21 protein-coding genes and 1 pseudogene are annotated in these 21793 nt (G+C 45.2%); 17 read left to right on the top strand and 5 right to left on the bottom strand.

What is annotated here, in order from left to right; all coding sequences use genetic code 11:
* Positions 1-456: 456 nt before the first annotated feature.
* The 5 genes and pseudogenes from QNI08_RS21845 to QNI08_RS21825 form a co-directional block, all read left to right on the top strand.
* Positions 457-2259 (top strand): glycoside hydrolase family 2 protein, encoded by a 1803-nt coding sequence (locus QNI08_RS21845; protein ID WP_285769460.1) that lies wholly within the window; start codon positions 457-459, stop codon positions 2257-2259.
* A gap of 78 nt (positions 2260-2337) precedes the next feature.
* Positions 2338-3510: a galactokinase gene (locus tag QNI08_RS21840; RefSeq protein ID WP_285769459.1), complete on the top strand. Its 1173-nt coding sequence runs from the start codon at positions 2338-2340 to the stop codon at positions 3508-3510.
* Between the two features lie 48 nt (positions 3511-3558).
* On the top strand, positions 3559-5040 hold the full coding sequence (gene galT, locus QNI08_RS21835) for a UDP-glucose--hexose-1-phosphate uridylyltransferase (protein ID WP_285769458.1): 1482 nt from the start codon (positions 3559-3561) through the stop codon (positions 5038-5040).
* Positions 5041-5057: 17 nt separating this feature from the next.
* Positions 5058-6107 (top strand): aldose epimerase family protein, encoded by a 1050-nt coding sequence (locus QNI08_RS21830; RefSeq protein WP_285769457.1) that lies wholly within the window; start codon positions 5058-5060, stop codon positions 6105-6107.
* A gap of 54 nt (positions 6108-6161) precedes the next feature.
* Positions 6162-6317 (top strand): annotated as a pseudogene (locus tag QNI08_RS21825) (DUF4279 domain-containing protein); the annotation flags it as partial.
* Between the two features lie 397 nt (positions 6318-6714).
* On the opposite strand, the gene QNI08_RS21820 reads toward QNI08_RS21825, so the two are convergent.
* Positions 6715-7164, bottom strand: coding sequence for a YfmQ family protein (locus QNI08_RS21820; protein WP_285769456.1), 450 nt, complete (start codon positions 7162-7164; stop codon positions 6715-6717).
* Between the two features lie 249 nt (positions 7165-7413).
* On the opposite strand from QNI08_RS21820, the gene QNI08_RS21815 reads away from it, so the two are divergent.
* Together QNI08_RS21815 and QNI08_RS21810 are read left to right on the top strand one after the other, a co-directional pair.
* Positions 7414-8418 carry a phosphotransferase enzyme family protein gene (locus QNI08_RS21815; protein ID WP_285769455.1) on the top strand — a complete coding sequence of 335 codons (1005 nt, stop codon included), beginning with the start codon at positions 7414-7416 and terminating at the stop codon, positions 8416-8418.
* A gap of 396 nt (positions 8419-8814) precedes the next feature.
* Positions 8815-9336, top strand: coding sequence for a GNAT family N-acetyltransferase (locus QNI08_RS21810; protein WP_285769464.1), 522 nt, complete (start codon positions 8815-8817; stop codon positions 9334-9336).
* A gap of 74 nt (positions 9337-9410) precedes the next feature.
* On the opposite strand, the gene QNI08_RS21805 is transcribed toward QNI08_RS21810, so the two are convergent.
* On the bottom strand, positions 9411-10208 hold the full coding sequence (locus QNI08_RS21805) for a peptidoglycan-binding protein (RefSeq protein ID WP_285769454.1): 798 nt from the start codon (positions 10206-10208) through the stop codon (positions 9411-9413).
* A gap of 280 nt (positions 10209-10488) precedes the next feature.
* Here QNI08_RS21805 and QNI08_RS21800 point away from each other — a divergent pair, with 280 nt between their 5' ends.
* The 4 genes from QNI08_RS21800 to QNI08_RS21785 all read left to right on the top strand — a co-directional run bounded on the left by QNI08_RS21800 (position 10489) and on the right by QNI08_RS21785 (position 14173).
* Positions 10489-11142 carry an HAD family hydrolase gene (locus QNI08_RS21800; RefSeq protein WP_285769453.1) on the top strand — a complete coding sequence of 218 codons (654 nt, stop codon included), beginning with the start codon at positions 10489-10491 and terminating at the stop codon, positions 11140-11142.
* 307 nt (positions 11143-11449) lie between these two features.
* Positions 11450-12382 (top strand): ABC transporter ATP-binding protein, encoded by a 933-nt coding sequence (locus QNI08_RS21795; RefSeq protein WP_285769452.1) that lies wholly within the window; start codon positions 11450-11452, stop codon positions 12380-12382.
* Complete coding sequence (locus QNI08_RS21790; RefSeq protein WP_285769451.1) at positions 12379-13338, top strand: ABC transporter permease; 960 nt, start codon at positions 12379-12381, stop codon at positions 13336-13338. Before QNI08_RS21795 ends, QNI08_RS21790 begins: the two co-directional genes overlap by 4 nt.
* 172 nt (positions 13339-13510) lie before the next feature.
* Positions 13511-14173: a lytic polysaccharide monooxygenase gene (locus QNI08_RS21785; protein ID WP_285769450.1), complete on the top strand. Its 663-nt coding sequence runs from the start codon at positions 13511-13513 to the stop codon at positions 14171-14173.
* A gap of 163 nt (positions 14174-14336) precedes the next feature.
* Here QNI08_RS21785 and QNI08_RS21780 read toward each other — a convergent pair whose 3' ends face one another.
* Positions 14337-15107, bottom strand: a complete 771-nt coding sequence (locus QNI08_RS21780; RefSeq protein ID WP_285769449.1) for an SDR family oxidoreductase — start codon at positions 15105-15107, stop codon at positions 14337-14339.
* Positions 15108-15323: 216 nt separating this feature from the next.
* Between QNI08_RS21780 and QNI08_RS21775 the strand changes: the two genes are divergently transcribed.
* The gene (locus QNI08_RS21775; protein ID WP_285769448.1) at positions 15324-16013 is read left to right on the top strand and encodes a hypothetical protein; all 690 of its coding nucleotides are present in this window, start codon (positions 15324-15326) and stop codon (positions 16011-16013) included.
* Between the two features lie 365 nt (positions 16014-16378).
* On the opposite strand, the gene QNI08_RS21770 is transcribed toward QNI08_RS21775, so the two are convergent.
* Positions 16379-16957, bottom strand: a complete 579-nt coding sequence (locus tag QNI08_RS21770) for a TetR/AcrR family transcriptional regulator (protein WP_285769447.1) — start codon at positions 16955-16957, stop codon at positions 16379-16381.
* A gap of 164 nt (positions 16958-17121) precedes the next feature.
* On the opposite strand from QNI08_RS21770, the gene QNI08_RS21765 reads away from it, so the two are divergent.
* The 5 genes from QNI08_RS21765 to QNI08_RS21745 all read left to right on the top strand — a co-directional run bounded on the left by QNI08_RS21765 (position 17122) and on the right by QNI08_RS21745 (position 19737).
* On the top strand, positions 17122-18084 hold the full coding sequence (locus tag QNI08_RS21765) for a ketopantoate reductase family protein (protein WP_352231233.1): 963 nt from the start codon (positions 17122-17124) through the stop codon (positions 18082-18084).
* A 37-nt stretch (positions 18085-18121) separates the two neighbouring features.
* Positions 18122-18337 (top strand): hypothetical protein, encoded by a 216-nt coding sequence (locus QNI08_RS21760; RefSeq protein ID WP_285769446.1) that lies wholly within the window; start codon positions 18122-18124, stop codon positions 18335-18337.
* Positions 18338-18386: 49 nt separating this feature from the next.
* A complete protein-coding gene (locus QNI08_RS21755; RefSeq protein WP_285769445.1) occupies positions 18387-18617 on the top strand; it encodes a hypothetical protein in 231 nt (76 codons plus the stop codon).
* 504 nt (positions 18618-19121) lie between these two features.
* Complete coding sequence (locus QNI08_RS21750; protein ID WP_285769444.1) at positions 19122-19511, top strand: DUF2500 domain-containing protein; 390 nt, start codon at positions 19122-19124, stop codon at positions 19509-19511.
* Between the two features lie 22 nt (positions 19512-19533).
* Positions 19534-19737 carry a zinc ribbon domain-containing protein gene (locus QNI08_RS21745; protein ID WP_285769443.1) on the top strand — a complete coding sequence of 68 codons (204 nt, stop codon included), beginning with the start codon at positions 19534-19536 and terminating at the stop codon, positions 19735-19737.
* A 55-nt stretch (positions 19738-19792) separates the two neighbouring features.
* Here QNI08_RS21745 and QNI08_RS21740 read toward each other — a convergent pair whose 3' ends face one another.
* Positions 19793-21703 carry a helix-turn-helix domain-containing protein gene (locus QNI08_RS21740; RefSeq protein WP_285769442.1) on the bottom strand — a complete coding sequence of 637 codons (1911 nt, stop codon included), beginning with the start codon at positions 21701-21703 and terminating at the stop codon, positions 19793-19795.
* Positions 21704-21793 lie beyond the last annotated feature (90 nt).

Raw genomic sequence — 21793 nt, 5'->3', positions numbered from 1 at the left:
TGCACTTTACTCGCTAAATATGTCCGTTTACTCGCGAGATTGGCAGTTTTACTCGCCAATTCATGCACTTTACTCGCGAGATGGGGTACTTTACTCGCCAATTCGGACTATTTACTCGCCAAATTCGGACTATTTACTCGCCAAATTCGGACTATTACTCGCGAGTTTAAGTGCTTTCGCCAAATCCGGATTTTTACATTCTAATATGGCTGGCTTGGCGAACGCCTTTGGATAGGCGAGTGCCTGCAGTGAAATGTAACGGTCCTAGTAAAACCGCTAAAACCATGGAATCCTTCCATGGTTTTTTCATAGCAAAAGAAAATAAGGGTTGATAAAAATTTTAGTAAAATTATTGACGTTATTTTACTGATTATATAGAATAGGATTGTAGGCGCTTTCAATAATTGGAATGGACGTTTATTTATATGAATCAATCATTTTTAGGGGGAGAATGCCATGACATATCGCCAGGAATATCCAAGACCTCAATTCGTTCGCAAAGATTGGCTGAATTTAAATGGGGCCTGGTCTTTTGCTTTTGATGACCAGAAGATCGGCACCAATCAAAAGTGGTATGCGCAGGGCTCCGCGGCATTTGATAAGGAAATCCAAGTTCCCTTTGCTTATCAAACGAAGCTGAGCGGCATTGAAGATACTGGCCTTCACGATATCGTTTGGTATAGGCGGCATTTTGAATTATCCGAAAGGTGGAAGGGAAAACGGATCCTTCTCCATTTTGGAGCGGTGGATTATCGATCATGGGTATATGTAAATGGACAGTTTGTCGGCTATCATGAAGGCGGGCACACGAACTTTACCTATGACATAACCGAATTTTTGACGGGCGGGCAAGAAACCGTCGTCGTTAAGGCGGAGGATCCATCCACAGATGAAACGATTCCGCGCGGCAAGCAGTTTTGGCTCGAAGAATCGGATTCGATCTGGTACACGAGAACGACAGGCATTTGGCAGACGGTGTGGATCGAGCCAGTCGAACCAGTGCGTGTCGAGAATCTCAGATGGACGCCGGATATCGATCATGGGAATATTCAAATGGAGTTTGAGCTATCTGGTGACTGGAGCGGAAAGCATGTGGACGTCGAGATCAACTTTAAAGGGGAACGGATCGTCAAGGATAGGCTGTGCATCATGGAAAGGTATACGAGCCGCCTCTTCAACCTCCATAATCATAAAATCTTCAGAACGAACTTTCACCATGATGGCTGGAACTGGACCCCGGAAAATCCAAATCTATTCGATGTGGCGATAAAACTGAATGATGAGAATGATAGGTTACTAGATGACGTACATACCTATTTCGGGATGAGAAAAGTCCATACGGAGAATGGCATGGTTTATCTGAATAATAAGCCCTATTATCAGAAGCTCGTCCTTGATCAAGGGTATTGGGCGGATGGTCTGCTTACGGCTCCCACGGATGAAGACCTGAAAAAAGATATCGAATTGGCGAAGGAAATGGGCTTCAATGGGTGCCGCAAGCACCAAAAGACAGAGGATCCCCGGTTTTTATATTGGGCGGATAAGCTAGGCTATCTTGTTTGGGGGGAGTGTGCGGCATCGGCTTCTTTCAATAACGATTCGGTTGCCCGTTTAACGAGGGAATGGATTGAAATGATAGCAAGAGATTATAACCATCCCTCGATTGTCGCTTGGGTGCCCTTGAACGAAAGCTGGGGAATCCCGCATGTAAAGGATCATGCCAATCAGCAGCATCATTCGCTGGCGATGTACCATCTCCTTCATTCCTTGGACGGAACGAGGCTGGTGATATCGAATGACGGATGGGAGCTTACGAAATCGGATATTTGTGCCATCCATCATTACAATCATGGAACGAAGGAAGAAAGTGGAAAATACGAAAGATACAAGCTTGAGCTGGCGACGAAGGAGGCTGCCTTAGCCTCCATGCCGGCGAAGCGAAGAATTTATGCCGATGGTTTCTCGCATCAGGGAGAACCGATCCTTTTGACCGAATTTGGCGGTATCGGCTATAAGGCTGGTGAAGACGCCGGTTGGGGATATACATCGGTGGCAAATGCGGAAGAATTCGTAGCGGACTACCGGAGGATCATGGAAGCGGTCCATGCATCCAGTGTTCTTCACGGATATTGTTATACCCAGCTAACGGATGTAGAGCAAGAAATCAACGGAATCCTGACGTATGATCGAAAACCGAAGTGTGATTTGAAAAAGATAAAGGAAATCAATGATAGGTGGCATTCGGAGACGATCTCGTAACGAAAAAAGGGCCAGCGGCAGAGGATGTAACGCTTTGCACTGGCCTTTATTATATCAAGGATATATAAAGGAGAGCCCATGGACAAAAACACGTTAATTAAGGAGTTTCAGCAAATATTTTCAATCGAGGCAAGCCAAGGGGTGCAAACCTTCTTCTCGCCTGGCCGAATTAATCTTATCGGGGAGCACACCGATTACAACGGCGGATATGTGCTGCCTTGTGCACTCACATACGGTACTTATGGCGCTGTAAAGCTTAGGGAAGATCGCCGCGTTCGTGTCTACTCGAAAAATTTCCCAAGCAAGGGCATCATCGAATTCTCGCTTGATTCATTGGAATATGCGGCAGAGGACAATTGGGCCAATTATCCAAAAGGGATGATTCGGTATATACAGGAATGTCAGGGACCACTTCCAGCAGGATTTGATCTGTATGTCTCCGGCAATCTTCCGAATGGCGCCGGCCTTTCTTCATCCGCGTCCCTTGAAATGCTGATGGGGGTCATCCTGGATGAGGTCTTCACTCTTGGACTTGACCGCATCGAGCTCGTCAAGCTTGGACAAAGGGTCGAGAACGAATTCATTGGCGTCAACAGCGGGATCATGGATCAGTTCGCTGTCGGAATGGGCAAGGTGAATTGCGGGATGTTCCTGGACTGCCAAACACTTGAATATGAGTACGCCCCCCTGGATCTCGAAGGTCATGAAATTATCATCATCAATTCGAATAAAAGGAGGGAGCTGGCAGACTCCAAGTATAATCAGCGCCGTTCGGAATGTGAGCAGGCATTGCAGCTTTTGCAAAGGGAGCTGGATATTCAAAGCCTGGGCGATCTTACGGAGGAGGAATTCGAAGCCAATCTTTCATTGATCGAAGACGAAGTGCTTATCAAGCGGGCGAAGCATGCGGTGTTTGAAAATAACCGGACAAAAAAAGCCTTGAAATCGCTGAAGGCAGGGGATTTGAAAACCTTCGGAAGCCTCATGGATGAATCTCATCTCTCCATGCGCGAGGATTATGAAATCACGGGGATTGAAATGGACACCATTGTCGAAGCAGCCTGGGCACAGCCTGGGACCGTGGGAGCCAGAATGACCGGCGGCGGTTTTGGCGGATGTGCGATAGCGTTGGTCGATGCGGATGAGGTGGATGGCTTCATCAAAGAGGTCGGTGAGCGGTATAAGCAAAAAATCGGCTATGAAGCCGACTTTTATGTAGCAAGCATCGGGGATGGGACGAAACGAATTTGAAACCTGCCTTTTTCACAGAAAAAGTTAAATAAACAGAGGAGTGTTCATGTGGAGATTTATACGGTTATTCAAACACTTCTGAACCGGGCCGTTCAGCTCAGGATGATGGTGAAGGAGGATGAAATGTATTCTCGCAATCAAGTGATGGCCATCCTGCAGTTGGATGAATTCCCGCTTGAAGCAGAGGAACGGCGAGATGCAGCCATCCCTGATTTGCTTGAGGAAATGGCGGCTTATGCCAGCGATAAGGGCATCATTGACGGCATGGAAAAAGAGATCCTCACCAGTAAAATCATGAATGTCCTCATTCCAAGGCCGTCGGAGGTGAATGGAACCTTTTATGAAAAGTATCATCAACATCCAAAAACGGCGACTGACTATTTCTATCGATTAAGCCAGAACAGCAATTATATCCAAATGAAACAGATCCAGAAAAACATCACCTACAAACTGGAAAGCCAATACGGCGCACTCGATATCACGATCAACCTCTCAAAGCCGGAAAAGGATCCAAGGCAAATCGCGTTGGAGAAAGAGAAACAGCAGGACATATCCTATCCCCGCTGCCTCCTCTGCGTCGAGAATGAGGGGTATAACGGGAGGGTCGGTCACCCGGCACGTTCGAATCATCGGACGATCCGGCTTGAATTGACGGATGAGCGCTGGCATTTTCAATTTTCTCCATACGTTTATTATAATGAGCACTGCATTGTTCTCTCCGAAGAGCATCGCGATATGAGAATAACCAAAGGAACCTTTTCCAGGCTTTTGGAATTCGTGGAGAAGTTTCCGCATTATTTCATCGGCTCGAATGCGGATCTCCCGATTGTGGGTGGGTCGATATTAAACCATGATCATTACCAAGGCGGGCGATATGAATTTGCCATGGAAAACGCAGCGGAAGAATTCGGCTTCACCATGGACGGATTCCCGAAAGTGACAGCACATACCTTGAAGTGGCCGATGTCAGTCATTCGTTTAAGAAGTGAAAAGAAGGAAGAGCTGATCGATGCGGCTGCCAACATCCTCGAGAAGTGGAGGCTATACTCGGATGCAGAGGTGGCAATAATCGCATATTCGGATGGGACGCCGCATAATACGATCACGCCCGTTGCACGCCGGAAGGCCAATCATTTCGAGCTGGATCTTGTGCTGAGGAATAATCGGACAAATGATGAGCACCCAGATGGTATCTTTCACCCCCACCGTGATGTGCACCATATAAAGAAAGAAAACATCGGCTTGATTGAAGTGATGGGTCTGGCCGTGCTTCCGGCAAGGCTGAAAGCGGAGCTGGAGGAGATCGAGGCCCATTTGCTGGGCGGAACGAAAAACATGCAAGGATATCATTCGGCATGGGCTGACGAACTGAAGGCCCGCTACGAGGCAAGCATTTCTGAAGAAACCGTTCAAGGCATTCTGCGAAAAGAATTGGGTGTTAAATTCCTCAGGACATTGGAGGATGCCGGAGTATTCAAAAGGGATTTGCAGGGGCAACGGGCTTTCCGCCGTTTTTGTCTGGGCCTATAGGATGGAGGAGAATCAAAATGAAGATATTTCAAGCTTTTTTAGGGGAATTGGATGGAAAGCGAATCATGGAGTATAAGGTGATCAATGATGCGGGGATGGAGGTGACATGCCTCAATTATGGCTGCACGATCACGAGCATTTTCGTTCCCGACCGATATGGAAAAAAGGAAAATGTCGTACTTGGTTTTGATTCTGTTGCCGAATATCGGGAGCATTCGCCCTATTTTGGCTCAGTGATCGGACGGCATGCGGGCCGGATTAAAGATGGCAGCCTTCCTATAGATGGCGTGACGTACAGACTTGCCCGAAACAATCTAGGTAATCATCTCCATGGCGGCATCAAGGGGTTTGATAAAGTGGTTTGGGACGTATCCGTCAGCGAAGCGGCCGACTCCATAAGCATTCGTTATAGCCGTTCAAGCGGCCATTTGGAGGAGGGCTACCCCGGCGAGGTTGACCTGAAGGTGATTTACACCATTACAAACGGTAATGAAATCATTCTTACGTATGAAGGGGAAAGTGACCGGAGGACCATTCTGAATCTGACGAATCACACCTATTTTAATTTGAGCGGTGACCTGAAAAACACGATCAAATCACATCGGCTGACAGTAAACAGCGATCAATTCCTGGAGCTTGATGAAAGCTTGATGCCAACTGGCCAGGCTGTGGATGTGGAGGGGACTGTCTTCGATTTCCGCAAGGGACGTGTTATCGATGAAGGGATCATATCACAACATCCGCAAAACCTCTTGGCTGGAAACGGATATGATCATCCTTTTCTGCTGCGGGAGAGCAATTTTGCCGCCATCGTTTTGGAAGATGACGAAAGCGGCCGCAGACTGACCATCGAAACCAATCAGCCCGCGGTGATCCTTTACACTGGCAATCAACTGGAAGATGATTTTTACATGCGCGGAAAGCAATCGGGAAAATATTTGGGGCTGTGCCTCGAAACCCAAGGTATCCCGGATGCCATCCATCATCCTCAGTTCCCTGCGACGCTTGTGGATAAGGGAGAGCGGTATACGTCTGTGACCAAGTGGCGCTTTGGCACAATCGATTGAATTCCTTTGATGTAACGGAACTACTGGACCCATTATCCGCCATTAAAAAATCAGGCAGCCGTGATCAGTCATTTAGAGGAAGACAATCATTTGCAAGATAAATCCTCCATCGTAATAAAAATGGAAAATGGGCATTCGCCTGGTTTAGATTTAGATAATGAACAAATTGAATTCGCCAGCAAAGAAAGGGCCGAGGTTTATATTGGTTAACCTGAGGGGAGTGGAACGGAAGGTGCGACACTCGCTCACGGACCGCCTCTGGATAAGGGATGCAGTGCAATGCAACGCCCCCATTCCATGCCCTCCAAAACTTTGGGCACAAGCGGTACTATCAATGACCGGCTACTCAAATCCCAAGCAGCCTCTTTTAGATGGTGGGCTGTAAAGAGTGTAAAGAGTTAGCCGAGGAAAATTTTTTATAGGGTAGCGCAGGGGTTATGCCTTGGAAAATCATCACCAAACTTGAGTTTTTGCCATATATGATTTCCCTCCGATCGTTCCGAAAGAAATGGGGTGGCTTAACTAGTTGAATCAGCTGCCGATTGGAATGAAAAAGCTCCCATTTTGAAATGCAGCTTATTTCAAACGGGAGCTTTTTTATTATTTTTTACGCTAATTCGCTGCTGAGCTGCATGGATCGTTCCTGAAGGTTATCGGAGGACAAGGTATAGGCAGCTAATTTCTTCTTATATTGTTTAACTACATCGATGTGGTCATTGTATATGAATACATGCAGCCTTATATCTTTTTTCCCTTGTTTCGTATCAACGATCAATGGCGTCCCCCCATCTTCCCGCTGTAAAAACAATCGTTCATTACCCGGGAATATATGTTGCTTCTTTAAGAATTTTGCCTCGTTATAATGCTCTATAACCTGCTGTTTGTCTTCCCCCTCCAAGCGTTTCCCCTGGATGGTTAAGCTTGTATTGGCGTGGCTGAGTTCAAAATGAAGTTCGAATTTCTTTAGGATCCAATTCACCGTACTGGTTGGAAGGCAGGACGCCAAGAGCTTAATGACACTAAGAATGATGGTTATGATTATCGCAGTCGTTGTCATCTATATTCTCCTTACATACTAAAATATTGTTATGACTTGATGATAGCATGACTGTGCATCTCGAAGCACAACGACTCCCGAAGTTTTTCCTATGAAACAATCAAAATTCTTAATTTGTACACATTTGTATCCGTGTGTCCTTGTGTCGACTTTGAAAAAAACACCAGGAAAATAAAGGGAAAAGCCACCGGGATATCGTATAAGCAAGATAAGACTTTTTTTCACGGATCATACAAGGGAGTGAAGGATTTGGAAGCATCGATAGAACGGATTTTCACGCCGGACATGGTGGAGTTGGCCGGCCGTTTTTTTCAAGTGGATGCAGGGAAACCGGTTAAACTGGGCGATGCGGAGAACTATGTATTTGAAGTTTATCGCGACGGGACACCATACATCCTGAGGTTGACCCATCAATCACATCGGGCAAAAGATCAAGTGCTGGCCGAGCTAAAGTGGATGGAGTATTTACAGGATAAGGGGTGTGCGGTTCCGAGGGTCCTCCATTCAAGGAATCAGAACCTGGTTGAGGTGGTAAAGGGGCTGGATGGATCGGAGTTTCATTGCTGCCTGTTTGAAAAAGCGCCGGGTGCAAGAGTGAAGCTATCGGATGGAAATCATAAGGGAGACTTATTTTATGTCTGGGGGAAAACGATAGGCCAGCAGCATCAAATAACAAAAGACTACATACCCGGCCATTATCGAAGGATGGATTGGCATGAAGAGGAATTATTGGATGCTGCATACTATCAAGCGGATGCTCCGGAACAAGTGTTGCGCCAGCAGGAAGCAATCATCAGGAAGCTGAAGGACCTGCCCGTTCACCGGGATAACTTCGGCTTGATTCATTCCGATATTCATCAGGGGAATTTCCATTATCATGAAGGGAAGATCTACGTCTTTGACTTTGATGACTGTTCCAATCACTGGTTCGCCAGCGACTTGGCCATCCCTTTATATTATTTGATATGGAGCTTGGAACGCGAGGGCGTGGCAAACCTTAATGGATATGCCGCTACATTCATGAAGGAATTCATAAGGGGATATGAGGCGGAAAATGAACTATCACGTGAAGATTACGAGGCGATTCCTTTGTTTTTGAAGGTAAGGGATCTTACGTTATATAATTTTTTTTATAAAAAATATGATTGGAAGAAGGAAGATCGGCAATGGAACGAAGCGGTTCGAACCATTGAAAAAAGAATCATCGAAAATCGCCCGATCGTTCACATCGATTTGGACGTGGCATTACGTTGATACGGGGATTAAGCAAACATGAGGTACACGGCACTAATACCGGAATGATCAGTATCGAATTTGGATGAATCGAAGAAATTTTATCTTGGTATTTTGCAATTTGATTTGGCATATGAACGTGTTGAAGATAAATCCGCCTTTCGTTCCTTAGGCGAAGCGCAGATGTTGTTCGAAGAAATTAACGGGAGCTGGAATACAGCGGAGTTGATGCATCCGCTAGGCAGAGGAGTCAACTTTCACATTGAAGTGGAAGATGTTGAAGGAAGGGCAGCTGCTTTGAAAGGCCGAGGAATAAAGCTATATAGAGATGTGATGGTCAAAGAGATTTTAGTGCAAGATCCGGATGGGGATTTATTAAGGTTTTCACAGATGATTTCCGCGGGGGAGGGAAGAAGGATGTCTGAGACGCTCTCATGTATGATCAGGACTGGTGAATGGAAAGATGCAGAGGCGGTTTTGGCCATACAGCATGCCGTTATTTCTGAAGGCGAGTATTTCATTGCCGTATCTGACGAATTCAATAAAACGGAGCAGCAGCAAAGGGACTGGATAGAACAGCTATTGGAAAATGACAGGGAAACGATCATTGTCGCCGAGATGAAGGGGGAGGTCATTGGCTGGATAGCCTTTCAAACGGAAAAACGGAAGAGGCTTTCCCACAAGGGCTCATTCGGATTGATGATCAGCAACAAGTACCGGGAGATGGGAATCGGAAAGAAGCTGCTTGGTGCACTATTGGACTGGGCAGAAGCGAACCCGCTCATTGAAAAGGTGAGTTTGGGCGTGTTCTCCACCAATCATCGGGCGATCTCCTTATACAAAAAGATGGGGTTTGTGGAAGAAGGGCGTAAAATCAGGGAGTATAAGCTGAATGATCATGACTATCTCGATGACATCCTGATGTATAAGTTGGTGTGAGAATCGTCGTGATCGGAAAAAAAGAGCAGGCATGGAGGACCATGCTTGCTCTTTCGGTTATGTACCGGCTTAAATCATTTAATGATCTTGACCTTCACTTGCTTTCTTCCCCATGTTAACGCATCATTTTCCTTTGCGATGAATACATCGATTCTGTTTCCTTTGATCGCACCGCCCGTATCTGCGGCAATGGCTCGTCCATAGCCTTCGACTTCGACGATGGAGCCTAACGGAATCACGTTCGGGTCGACGGCTATAAGTTTGGCATCATCATACGTTTTCAGGTCGACGCCCATTCTGGTGGTGCCTGAGCATCCTGAACAGCTAGCCGTATAAGCTGTACTGGCAACCGTCAGCTCCTTAACGGGTGATTCTGCTGCACTCGCCTTCGTTTGTAATGTACTGAAGGTCCGTGCACCGGCTATGCCATCTGCCGCTAAACCTTGTTGTTTTTGAAAAGCCAGCACGGCTTGCTTTGTACCTTTGCCATAGATGCCATCAATCGTTCCTGTGTAAACAGCCCATGATTTTAACAACCTTTGCAGCTTGGCTACAGGTCGTCCCATATCCCCGCTGCGCAACACCTGTATTTTTTTATTCGTTTGCGTTCCTGCTATCCCATCGGCCTTCAATCCCGACTTTGCCTGAAACTTCTTAACCGATGCTTTTGTGATCGGCCCGTAATATCCTGTTTCTTCATGATAAGGGAAAACCCCTTTTGTCATTAATAATTCCTGGAGCTCCTTTACATCATTATTACTCATCCCGGATGAAAGGGTGCGGTTCCCGACTGCGGCCTCGCCTTCAGTTGGCAAGCAAACCCCTAGAATGAATACAGAAGCCGTTAAAATCATTACTATCAATCTCTTCATGTTTATCCTCCTCGTAGTTTCCTGCAGTTAAACGATTCGTGCCCGCTTCCCCTTTTATAGCGCAGGCAGGGAAAAACACCGCGAAGGCACTAAGGAAATGTTAAAACATGTAACGGTGACGAAAAGAAATGAGGCGGAAATAGGGCTACGATATCCTTAGTATCCATGGATGGTGCATTTGATTTTACAAGAAGGAAACGATATCCTAGAATCCTTAATGAACAGGTTGAGTGGAATAAGGATAGCTTTGTCCTCAAGCAGTCCAAGGGAGGGAAAGAAAATGATTAAAGCGGTTATTTTTGACTTTGACGGTTTGATTGTAGACACGGAAACGGCTTGGTATGAAGCGTATAAAGAAACGATGGGTTTTTATGAAACCGACTTGCCCCTCGAGCAATTTGTTACCTGCATCGGCACCGATAATACGGAACTTAATGCGTATTTCCAATCGCAGTTAGGTGAGAGATACAATATTAATGAAATTGAAACGAAGGCAAAAAGCCTGCATGAAGGAAAGATGAAGACTCCCGAGGCACGTGAAGGAGTAAAAGAGTATTTAGAGGAAGCAAGGAAATCAGGCTACAAAATTGCCCTTGCGTCAAGTTCATCCAAAGAGTGGGTCACCCTTTATTTGGAGAAGCTTGGGCTGCTGCACTATTTTGAGGCCATCATCACGGGCGATGATGTAGCCCATGTTAAACCAGCACCTGATTTGTATGTAAAGGCAATGGAAGTGCTCGATGTCGCTCCGGCTGAGGCCGTCGCCTTTGAAGATTCATTGAATGGACTCCAGGCGGCCTTGAAGGCTGGTGTGAAATGCGTAATCGTGCCTAATCCGGTGACGGAGGCATTAGCGTTTGAACATCATTCCTTACGCCTTCAATCCATGCTGGAAAAAAGCCTCGCAGATGTCATAAGAGAGATTGAGCAATGATTTCGATGGTTGGCTAATTCATCGCCAATACCCGACGCCGAAGATATGACAAGTCTTCGGTTTTTTCGTTTCGCTTCTTCTGCGAGCGGCGTTCTATTACCAGGTACGTCTGCAGTCTCCCAGCGAAAGGCTTACCGTACATTACCTTTTACCAGAAAAATGAAACTTAATTCTAGCAAAAACGTATGAAAAGGAGACGGATCAGAGGAGATGTTAATGGAAGAATATCAATATAGTCATGATATGGATAATATGGTAATGTTGAAATTGTGTGATTTTGGAAAATACGTAAAAAGGAAGGTACTATATGTCTGATGCAGTTCTTAAGGTCCAATCCTTAACCAAAAAAATTGGCAATGCGACCATTGTGGACAATGTTAGCTTCGAGATAAAAAGCAATGAGATCTTCGGCTTGCTTGGTCCGAACGGAGCTGGAAAAACGACGATCATCCGGATGATCACTGGTCTGATCAATCGTACCGGCGGTTCCGTGATGATCAATGGCAGCGATCTTGATAAAGACTTCGAGGGTGCGATGAATCAATTGGGGGCCATCGTTGAAAACCCCGAATTTTATAAGTACATGACCGGCAGGAAGAATATCCTTCATTATGCTCGCATGTCTCCGAATGACATATCGAATGAGCGAATAGAAGAGGTCATCAAGCTTGTGAAATTGGATCATGCGATCGATAAGAAGGTCAAAACCTACTCATTGGGAATGCGGCAGCGCCTTGGCGTGGCACAGGCCATCCTGCATAAACCTTCGTTATTGATCTTTGATGAACCGACGAATGGCTTGGATCCGCAAGGGATTCGCGAGTTTCGCGATTATTTGAAGGTACTGGCAAGTGAGGGCGTCGGGATATTGATATCCTCGCATTTGCTATCGGAAATGCAATTGATGTGTGATAGCTTTGCCGTCATCGAAAAAGGGAAATTGATACATACGAAAGAGCATATGATCGATGAAAAAACGGAAACGATCCATGAAGTTTCCTTTACCGTCAATGACGGGGCACTGGCCAACAAGGTTCTTCAGGAACAGTTTGCGGAAATCCCGATTCTTAAATCTGCGTTGAATACCATTTCCGTTTCCGCTACACGTGAACAAACGGCCCAAATCAATAAGCGATTCAATGATAACGAACTGGATGTTTATGAAATTGGCATCACAAGAAAATCATTGGAAGATAAATTCTTTGAAATTACCGAGCAGGAAATGAGGGAGTCTGTATGATATCCTTAGTGAAAAATGAATGGATGAAAATCTTTTCAAAAGGATCGACTTATATATTTATCGCGTTTCTATTAGTGGCAGCCATAGGGACTGCATTCATCGACATGAAACTGAGTCCGGATGAATCGGGCAAGGATTGGAAGCAGGAAGTGAAAGCGGATATACAGGAACAGCAAAAAGCATTGGAAGCCAAAGATATCAGTGAGGATGAAAAGGCCGCGATCATGGACGAGATCGACCTCAATAAGCAGCTTTTGGCTGATGATATCAATCCTAACTTAAGCACCAACTGGACCTATATGGCAGAGTGGACTGTATCGCTGACATCATTCATAACCTTATTCGCCGTGATCGTTTGCAGCTCGATGGTTTCCTCTGAATTTTCGGATGGCACCATTAAACAACTGCTGATCAGACCTTATAAACGCTGGAAGATCCTTCTTTCCAAATATATCACTTCCCTCTTATTCGCAGCGTTACTGCTTGTGAGCTTAATCATTTTCAGTTATCTGATCGGAATCATATTCTTTGGCAATGGATCTTATTCAGATAAGATGCTCGACCCGGCAGCATTCGGAAGCTTCAGTACAGTGGTGGTCGGCTCCTATTTCTTCGATATGATCGTTTACTGGATACCGGGCTTCTTGGTCATCACGACCATTGCCTTCATGTTAAGCACATTATTCAAGAACCAAGCACTTGCAGTCGGGATATCGATCTTCATCTTATTTGCTTCTTCAACGTTAAATATGGTCATTCAATCATTCATCGGTAAATATGAGTGGTTAAAATTCATCTTATTCCCGCACCTTGATTTAAGAGGGTATATTTCGGGAACGATGGAAATGTTCGATGGTGCTACACTCGGATTTTCAATCGGTGTACTCAGCATCTATTACCTTATCTTTTTAGCGCTGACATTCTTCTTCTTCCAGAAAAAAGACATTACGAACTAAACTGGCAGAGGTGACCGGAATCCATGGGGGATTCCGGTTTTTTTATAAAAAATAAATATTTGTAATTATTTGTAAGAATAGGACAAATTCCCCTTAAAAAATGAATCTGTAAACATTATAATGTTTGTATCCTGCATATGCTGCAGGAAAATGATGAAGGAGTTGTGGGAGGATGAAATGTTCAAAAGGTTTAAAGCGCTTTCTTTTCAGCAGTTCGTTAGTTCTGGGGTTATCGATTGTAGGGGCAAATGATTTCGCTTCTGCACATGGGTATGTCGAGTCACCAAAATCACGATCGTTGCTTTGCAAAGAGCAGGTGAATAAGAATTGTGGATCGATCATGTATGAACCGCAAAGCCTGGAAGGCCACAAAGGATTTCCGGGTGCGAGCATCCCTGATGGCAAGCTGGCATCGGCAGGCGGCTTATTCGGCGGTGTTCTTGATGAACAAACCGCAACACGCTGGAGCAAAAATGCCATTCAAAGCGGTCCCCAAACCTTCACCTGGAATTTAACGGCCATGCATTCGACAGCGAAATGGCATTACTATATCACGAAGCAAAATTGGGATCCGAATAAACCGCTCACAAGAGATCAATTGGAATTGGTGCCATTCTATGAAAAAAATGATAATGGGGCGAGACCTTCCAATAAAGTGAGCCATCAAGTCGTCGTGCCGCAGCGGACGGGATATCATGTCATCTTTGCCGTATGGGATGTCGCCGATACCGTCAATGCCTTCTACAACGCGATCGATGTTCAGTTCAGCGGAACGAATGTTGGAGGAACGTCGACTTTGGCTGTGAATGACCATACCTCCTTTCCCATATTTTAATCGTTTGGAAGAAAAGCGAGGAGCCATCAATGAAGAATATCCCTCGAAATAAAGAATATTGATTTCGAGATAAAGGCTGCAGCAGCAGCCTTTTTAGTTTGCGAGCTTACTATGAACATACCGGAGGGGCAGTGATGCAGCCCCTCACAGGATATTCCGCCGATCATTTTCTTAGAAAATCGGGATTGTTCCTTTTAAAGCCCTCCCAAGCTAGCCGGGTCCCTTCGTCAAGCTCATCCCTGGTGGCACGAAGGCGTGTTTCAGAGCCGCCATACCCAATTTCCTCCTTGCCGCTGCGCAATTCGGTAAAGACAGCATCGGCAAAGTCATTCAAGGGAGCGCCGAAGGTATGAAGGCCAACACCGCCTAGATCAGTATTGACTGCCGGCGGTAAAACCTCGATCACATTTACATGGGTATACTCCAGCTGCAGCCTCAAGGAAACGGTAAATGAGTGAATCTCAGCTTTGGTTGCACTATAAATAGGGACCCACGTCCCAGGTGTCAAAGCTAAACCGGAGGAGACATTAATCAAGGCAGCCGTTGTCTTTTTCAGCAAATGCGGCAGGAAAAGGGTCGTTACATGCATGGGTCCTTCCACATTGATCGAAATTTCCTTTTGGTAATGCCCCCAATCCTCCTTGGCATCCAGCAGGTTCACCTGCTGTTGAATGCCTGCATTGTTCACCAGCACATTCAGCTCAGGAAACGTGCTTGAGGCCCATTCAAAAAGGGCGATCCGCTCAGCTTCGATTGAAATATCACAAACTCTTGTATGGAGGGCAGGATGCTCATCCTTCGCTTGCTTCAGCCTATCCGCCCTGCGCCCGACGATGATCACGTCGTTCCCCGCTTGCAGGAAGCGCTCGGCAAAGGCAAGGCCAATGCCCGAAGCCCCTCCCGTAATCAAGACCGTATTCCCGGACCATTTCATTTCACCATCAACCTCCTATCATGTATCTTCACTTTTATATTTTACCATTTACTTGCAACAAGGCTAAAGCTCCTAATCATACATAATTTGGCTTAAAGTGAAACTTAAACCAGTTGGAATCGTATATATAGGGACAAGATAGTTTAGGGAAGCAATGGGCCAAAGTGAATGTTCAGAATTATTTTACGAAAGGAATTCGTTTCCTAATGGGGTGGGATGAATTTTCATGAAGAGAAAGAAGTGGTTCACTTGATTAAAAAAAGAAAACATCTGTATATCGCACTCATCCTTTTTGTGCTGTCATTCATATTGAATTTCCCTTTCCCGCACCAAGTTCCATACGGTGCTGCGATTGCATTCGATTTAGGCATACCGATCGAGTCGGAAGATGGAATTCAATATGTAGGGATATTGGCAGTCATTTTATTGCTGGCCAGTCTGTTTTTCCTCGTCCAAGCAGCGGGCGTGCATCCTGGCCGATTTTTCATCCTCGCCGTCATCATAGCCTGGTTTGCGCCGCACTTCCTGGCGAATACGTATCAGAAGCATTTTGCCTCGGACATTTATGCCGTTTCCTATGATCGCGAATCCAGTACCTGCCGTTTTTATATGGAAGACAAAACAACCCTGCATGGCGTATGTGAGCTTCCTTTTGAGAATTACGACAGGAAGGACGTCCAATTCAGAATCCAGCTAGTCGGCAAATACGACGAACAAGACTCCCAATTGGTATCACTCATGAACACCGCCTCCCCCTACAAGGTCATCTTAAGGGGAAAAGAGCGGACACGGCTGAAAATAGAAATGGAAATTGATCTATCAGGGAGAAAGGTTGGCCCGATAAGCGGACAGCTGAACCAAATCGACATCATCATGAAATCCGGTGAACGGATGAGATGGTTGTAGGGGAGCCCTTTTTGAATGGGCACATCAGGTTCGTTTAAATTTGAATAAGGAGAACTCAGGGCAATTTTTATTTAGATTATGAGCTTCATAACCGGCCATTTCATGTTCAGATGATCGTTTATCTTTAGGTATTTATTATGTTATTTGGCTTTCTATTGATTGGAATAGGCTATTTGATGGGACCCATCCGCATGATGAACAATGAATAAAAACATGGTTATAAATTAAAAAAATGGAAGTTTGAAAATGTGTTAAAAAAAGTTTACTCGCTAGTAAAAAGGCGGTGGAGTGCCAATTTATCCTCGGGAATACGACGCAACCTTCTAAGAGGCAAAACGAATCGTTGCCTCTTTTTTTCATGAATTTTAACGTCCTATCAAACCGTAAAGGATGAGCTTCCCCATCTCCGCCGTTTTTATTTGATACTCCGCTGTCGTTTCCCAGCTTGCCTGCATGCCCGCGACGGCATCAAGAAACTCCATGACCGTTTCCGTAGAAATGGACGCATCGATTGCGCCTTCCTGTTTCCCGGATTCGATAAATACTTGCAGGATGTCACTCCGGATCTCACCCACGCTTTCTTTAAATAAATCCACAAAAACTGCATCGAGCAGCGCTTCCTGTGAGAAGTATTCTTCGAGGAGCTGGTGAGGCTTCTCGGCACAAATGGAAACTGCCCGCAGCAGTTTTTCTTTGAAGCTAATGTTTTCTAGAAGCAGATCGTTCACCATCTGTGTTGCTTCCTGCATCAGAATTCGTGCGCACTCCTTAATTACCCCTTCCTTATTGCCAAAATAGTTATAAATGGACACGGAGGATACGCCTGAATGGGAGGCGATTTCATTGATGCTGACGTTGGTGTATCCCTTGTCCCGGAATAGGTCCAGAGCCGCCTGGATGATGGCGTCTTTCTTTTTCTGCGTTCGGATTTCATATTTGTTCATGACATTCCCTCTTATTCGTTGATACAAGTATTATGACATAAAACGAATGGTTTTTAAACGTATTGCATGATATTTAAAAACTTTTGACAAACTGCCAAGATTTCTGTACATTAGTTTTTAAATATAGTTAATAAAATTTAAAAACTTTCAAGGGGGAAAACAGGATGAAAATTTTAATGTTTGGCAGAGGCGTTATGGCGACACAGTACGGCTGGGCACTTGAAAAAGCGGGAAACGAGGTCGAATTTTATGTGCGGCCGGGAAGGACGGCTCAATACGGGCCCTATGTTGATTTGGATATGTTGGACGGCCGAAAAAACAGAAAGGGCGACCCGGTCCGGGAGAGATGGTTCATCACCATGCGTGAGGAAATCAGCGCGGATCACGACTATGACCTCATTTTTCTCAGCGTTAACCACGAGCAGTTCGAGGAAGCGGCTAAAGTGGTAAGCGAATGGGCGGGGAAGGCCACAATTCTAATTTTCAATAATGTGTGGGATGATCAAGAGACTGTAGCCGCGCGGCTGCCAAAAGAGCAGATATTGTGGGGCTTTCCAGGTGGAGGCGGAGGCTTTAGAGGCAAAAATAAATTGGAAGCCGGATTTATGAAATCGATTTACTTGGAATCGGCCGCTACCGCTGCCTCTGGGAAAAGGCACAAAAAAGTCGTCAACCTGCTCCAACAGGCCGGCTTTTCCGTATCCTTGCAAAAAGACATGTACGTCTGGTATTTGCAGCATTTCATCATGAATGCCGGCATGGCCGCGCAAGCATTGAAGATGGGAAGCTATCAAAAGATGTATCAGTCGCCAAAACACGTTAAACCAGCTGTACTGTTAATGCGCGAGATGCTTCCGCTGATCCGGGCGAAAGGACGCAAGCCTAGCTTGGGCACAACCCTCATGCTGCGCCTGCCTGCTGGGCTGATGGGGTATGGCGTATATAAAGTGATTACCGGTGGCACGCTCGCAGGCGCAATCATGGAACGGATGGAAAATACCGCCTATATCTCCCAAGAATCGTTCGCCCTCTTCCCAAGAGATATTCTGGCCGAGGCGAGAAAACTTGGCATCGAACTGCCGCGCCTAACCGCACTAGAACCATATTTTCGGAAGAAAGATTTATAGTAGGGGTACCAAACTTGCGAGAAAAGGAGCCAAAGTATTGAGCAAGCTCCAACTCGCGAGTAAGAGTGCCAAATTGGCGAGAAAAGCAGCCAATTTAGCGAGTAAAAGCGCCCAAACATGGAGGAAAGGCCAGAAATTACGAGTACACTGCAAAATACAAGAGAAAAAAAGCCTGAAGCAGACGAGAACGCGCCCAAACATGGAGGAAAGCGCCAATTGGCGAGTAAAAGAGGCAAACTCGCGAGTAAAATAGCTAAATTGGCGAGTATAAGCGCTAAATTGGCGAGAAAAAGCTCCCAAACATGGAGGAAAGACCGGAAATTACGAGTACGTTGCAAAATACAAGAGATAAAAAGCTCGAAATAGACGAGAACGCGCCCAAACATGGAGGAAAGCGCCAATTGGCGAGAAAAAGCGGCAAACTCGCGAGTAAAAGCACCAAATTGGCGAGTAAAATAGCTAAATTGGCGAGAAAAGCAGCCAAATTGGCGAGTAAAAGCGCCAAACTCGCGAGAAAAGCTCCCAAACTTTGAGAAAAGCGCCAAATTCGCGAGTAAAAGAGGCAAACTCGCGAGTAAAAGCACCAAATTGGCGAGTAAAATAGCTAAATTGGCGAGAAAAGCAGCCAAACTCGCGAGAAAAGCTCCCAAACTTTGAAGAAAGCGCCAATTCGCGAGAAAAAGAGCTAAATTGGCGTGAAAAAGAGCTAAATTGGCGAGAAAAGCGGCCAAATTCGCGAGTAAAAGCGGCCAAACATGGAGGAAAGACCGGAAATTACGAGTACATTGCAAAATACAAACGAAAAAAAGCCTGAAACAGACGAGAACGCGCCCAAATATGGAGGAAAGCGCCAATTGGCGAGTAAAAGAGGCAAATTCGCGAGTAAAAGCTCCCAAACTTTGAGGAAATCGCCAAATTCGCGAGTAAAACGCCAAACTCGCAGTTCTCTTTTTCTTTTCACATCTTGATATGTGCCTGCTGAAACTTTTTTCCAGGTGATTCGTATATGTTAACATCTGGAAAGGGGGAGGTTTTCCATGGACGATTTTGGCGGGAGTGAGTCCTGGATGTTCTCGGTTGCTCCAGGGTTTATTGGAATCATGTTCGTTATCCTTTTTATCATCATGATCTTTCAATTATTCAACGGGGCTCATCAATGGAAGAAAAACAAGGTTTCGCCTCGTTTGATGGTTCCTGCCATCGTGAAAAGCAAGCGGACAAAGGTGTGGGGACATGTTCATGCGAACGATCAACAAAGCAGCTCCGCGGCCTATTTCAGTACCTTTGAATTTGAGGGAGGAGATCGGTTCGAATTCCGTCTTTCAGGCGAGGAGTTTGGGATGCTTGCAGAAGGGGATAGCGGCACGTTAACCTTCCAAGGAACAAGGTATCTAGGTTTTGCCAGGAAGGATCCTGGAGTTTCGTAATCATTAGTTGGGGGATGAAATCATGAATGAAAAAGGATGCATGAAATGCGGCAGCCAAGATGCTGCCAAGAAGGACGTGGCCATGACTGGAACAGGATTGTCAAAGATGTTCGATGTCCAGAATAATCAATTCACGGTTGTGTATTGCAAGCGGTGCGGCTATTCGGAGTTTTATAATAAGCAATCATCCGCAGGCAGCAATTTGCTCGATTTATTCTTTGGCTGATCATGCCAAGCGAAGAATCTCCTTCATTTCGAAAAGGAGATTCTTTTTTTTCTAATCATGTTTGTTGCTTCAAAAAGCAGGCAAGCTGGATCTTCAATAGATCCTCTGGGGTTGAAAGGGATAGATGTAATTTTTCTTCGATTTTTTTAATGCGTTGATACAGGGTATTCACGTGAATGTGCAGTTGTTTGGCCGTTATGGAAGCCGATCGATCATTGCGGATATAGACAAGAAGTGTTTCTTCAAGCATATGGTTTCTGTCTTGTTCCACTTGTAATGGAAGGAACACCTCATCGATAAATGCTGATAATTCTTCCTTGGATTGGTGCAAAAAGAGGCGATTAATGCCGATATCCTGGTAATGCATGATGCCGGTTAATTGTCTGGATTGGAGAAAAGCCATGGTTTTTTCTGCCTCGGCGTAGCTGACAGAAATGCTTTCCAGGTCCCCCGTGCAGGAACCGATTGCGATTTGGAGGGAAGCCTCGTTAGCGAACTGCCAATTCGATTGTAAAAGGCTCAATCGGTTTTTTAAGTCAGTCGAGTCAAAATGCTTGGGGAACTGACATAAAACAGTAATTTTGTCTTGAAAGCCAAAGACGACGGGAGCCTGCTGTTGAAATGTTTTTTTTACATCAGAAACAAGCCGGTGCACCTGCATATTCATGAACTGGATATCGGTATTGAATTTTAATTGAATAATCGTTACGACATAGTAAGAATCGTGATCGATGCCGAGTTCGGTTGCTTTTTGACATAGTAGTGAGTGATCTTTCAGTAACAGGAGCTCTTGAAAGCGATCGTTTATTTTTTTATAAAATGAATCGGTCAGTGTTTGCTTACGCAGCATTTCCAAGGCAATGACAGTGCTTGATTGTTCAAAAATCACTTTGGTCAAAGGGGGAAGCTCAGCTTCATTTACATCTATGATCAGCATGCCTAATATTGTATTGATGGCATTGATCGGATGAAGGTAGTAGGTTTGCTTTTGACCGGAAATCTCCATGGTCTGATAAGCAGGCGCTTTGCTGTCAGTAATTTGCTTCATCACAGAGAAAGGGTCGTTCCAATATGCTGGATTCGAGTATAGTTGATTGGCGGTAAAATCGACAATGGCGATTTTAAGATTCACCATTCTGCTTAGCTCCTTTGCAATAGCAAGCAATCCCTTACTTTGCAAAGATAGTTTCATGAACGTATCATGAATTTCATCCCGTTTGATGAGCATGCGGTTTTGCTCCTTCAAATGCTGAAAGAGTCTTGAGTTTGTCAAGGCAATCGAAACCTGATCTGAAAAGCTTTCCAACAATTCCTGATCTTGTGTAGTCAATAATGAAGTCTGGCCATGCTGATAGATGATCAGCACGCATAGCGTTTTACCTTCCACGACAATTGGAACGGAGATGATCGCCTGTAATGTATCAGGCTGATAAGAATTCTGTAAATGTTCCAGGTTCTTACGGGTTATCGATGAGCTTTCTTGAACGATGTCTTCAAGGGAGGTCAAAAAGATGGATCTATTTTCTTTAAATGTCCTTCCGATGATGCCTTCTCCCTCTTTCATCTGCATTTTTCGTATTTCCTCCGTCGGCCCGCCGGCCCACGCTTTCGGCATGAGAATCTCTTCCTTTTCGTCATACATCCAAAGTACACCCATATCCGCAGCCGTAATTACGGAGAGCGCATTCTCTAATATCTTGGTCAGGAGAGCATCCAAATCTTCTAAAAAAGAAATATCGCGTATGCTTTCCATCAGTTTCTTTCTAATGTGTTTTTCCTTGCTTAGCATGCATTCAAGATAATAAGAATGGATCAGCTGCGATAGGTGCGGCTGTTCCTTCGCGAAATCCTTTATTGAGGGTAGATGCTCACGGGCTACGATCGCGATGCCAAATCCATTTTCATATTCATAATAGAGATTGGATTCACTATGTTGAAAGGCTGAGGTAAGTGAATGCGAAGCCAACAGTGAAACGCTCTCGCCATTCTCCATTTTCCAAATTTGGAAGTGCCTAAGCTGCAAGATATCTTGTAAAAACGCGGAAATCTTCTTTAT

It is taken from the genome of Peribacillus folii, assembly GCF_030271255.1.
Classification (GTDB): domain Bacteria; phylum Bacillota; class Bacilli; order Bacillales; family DSM-1321; genus Peribacillus.
This window is presented reverse-complemented; position numbering and strand designations above follow the sequence as displayed.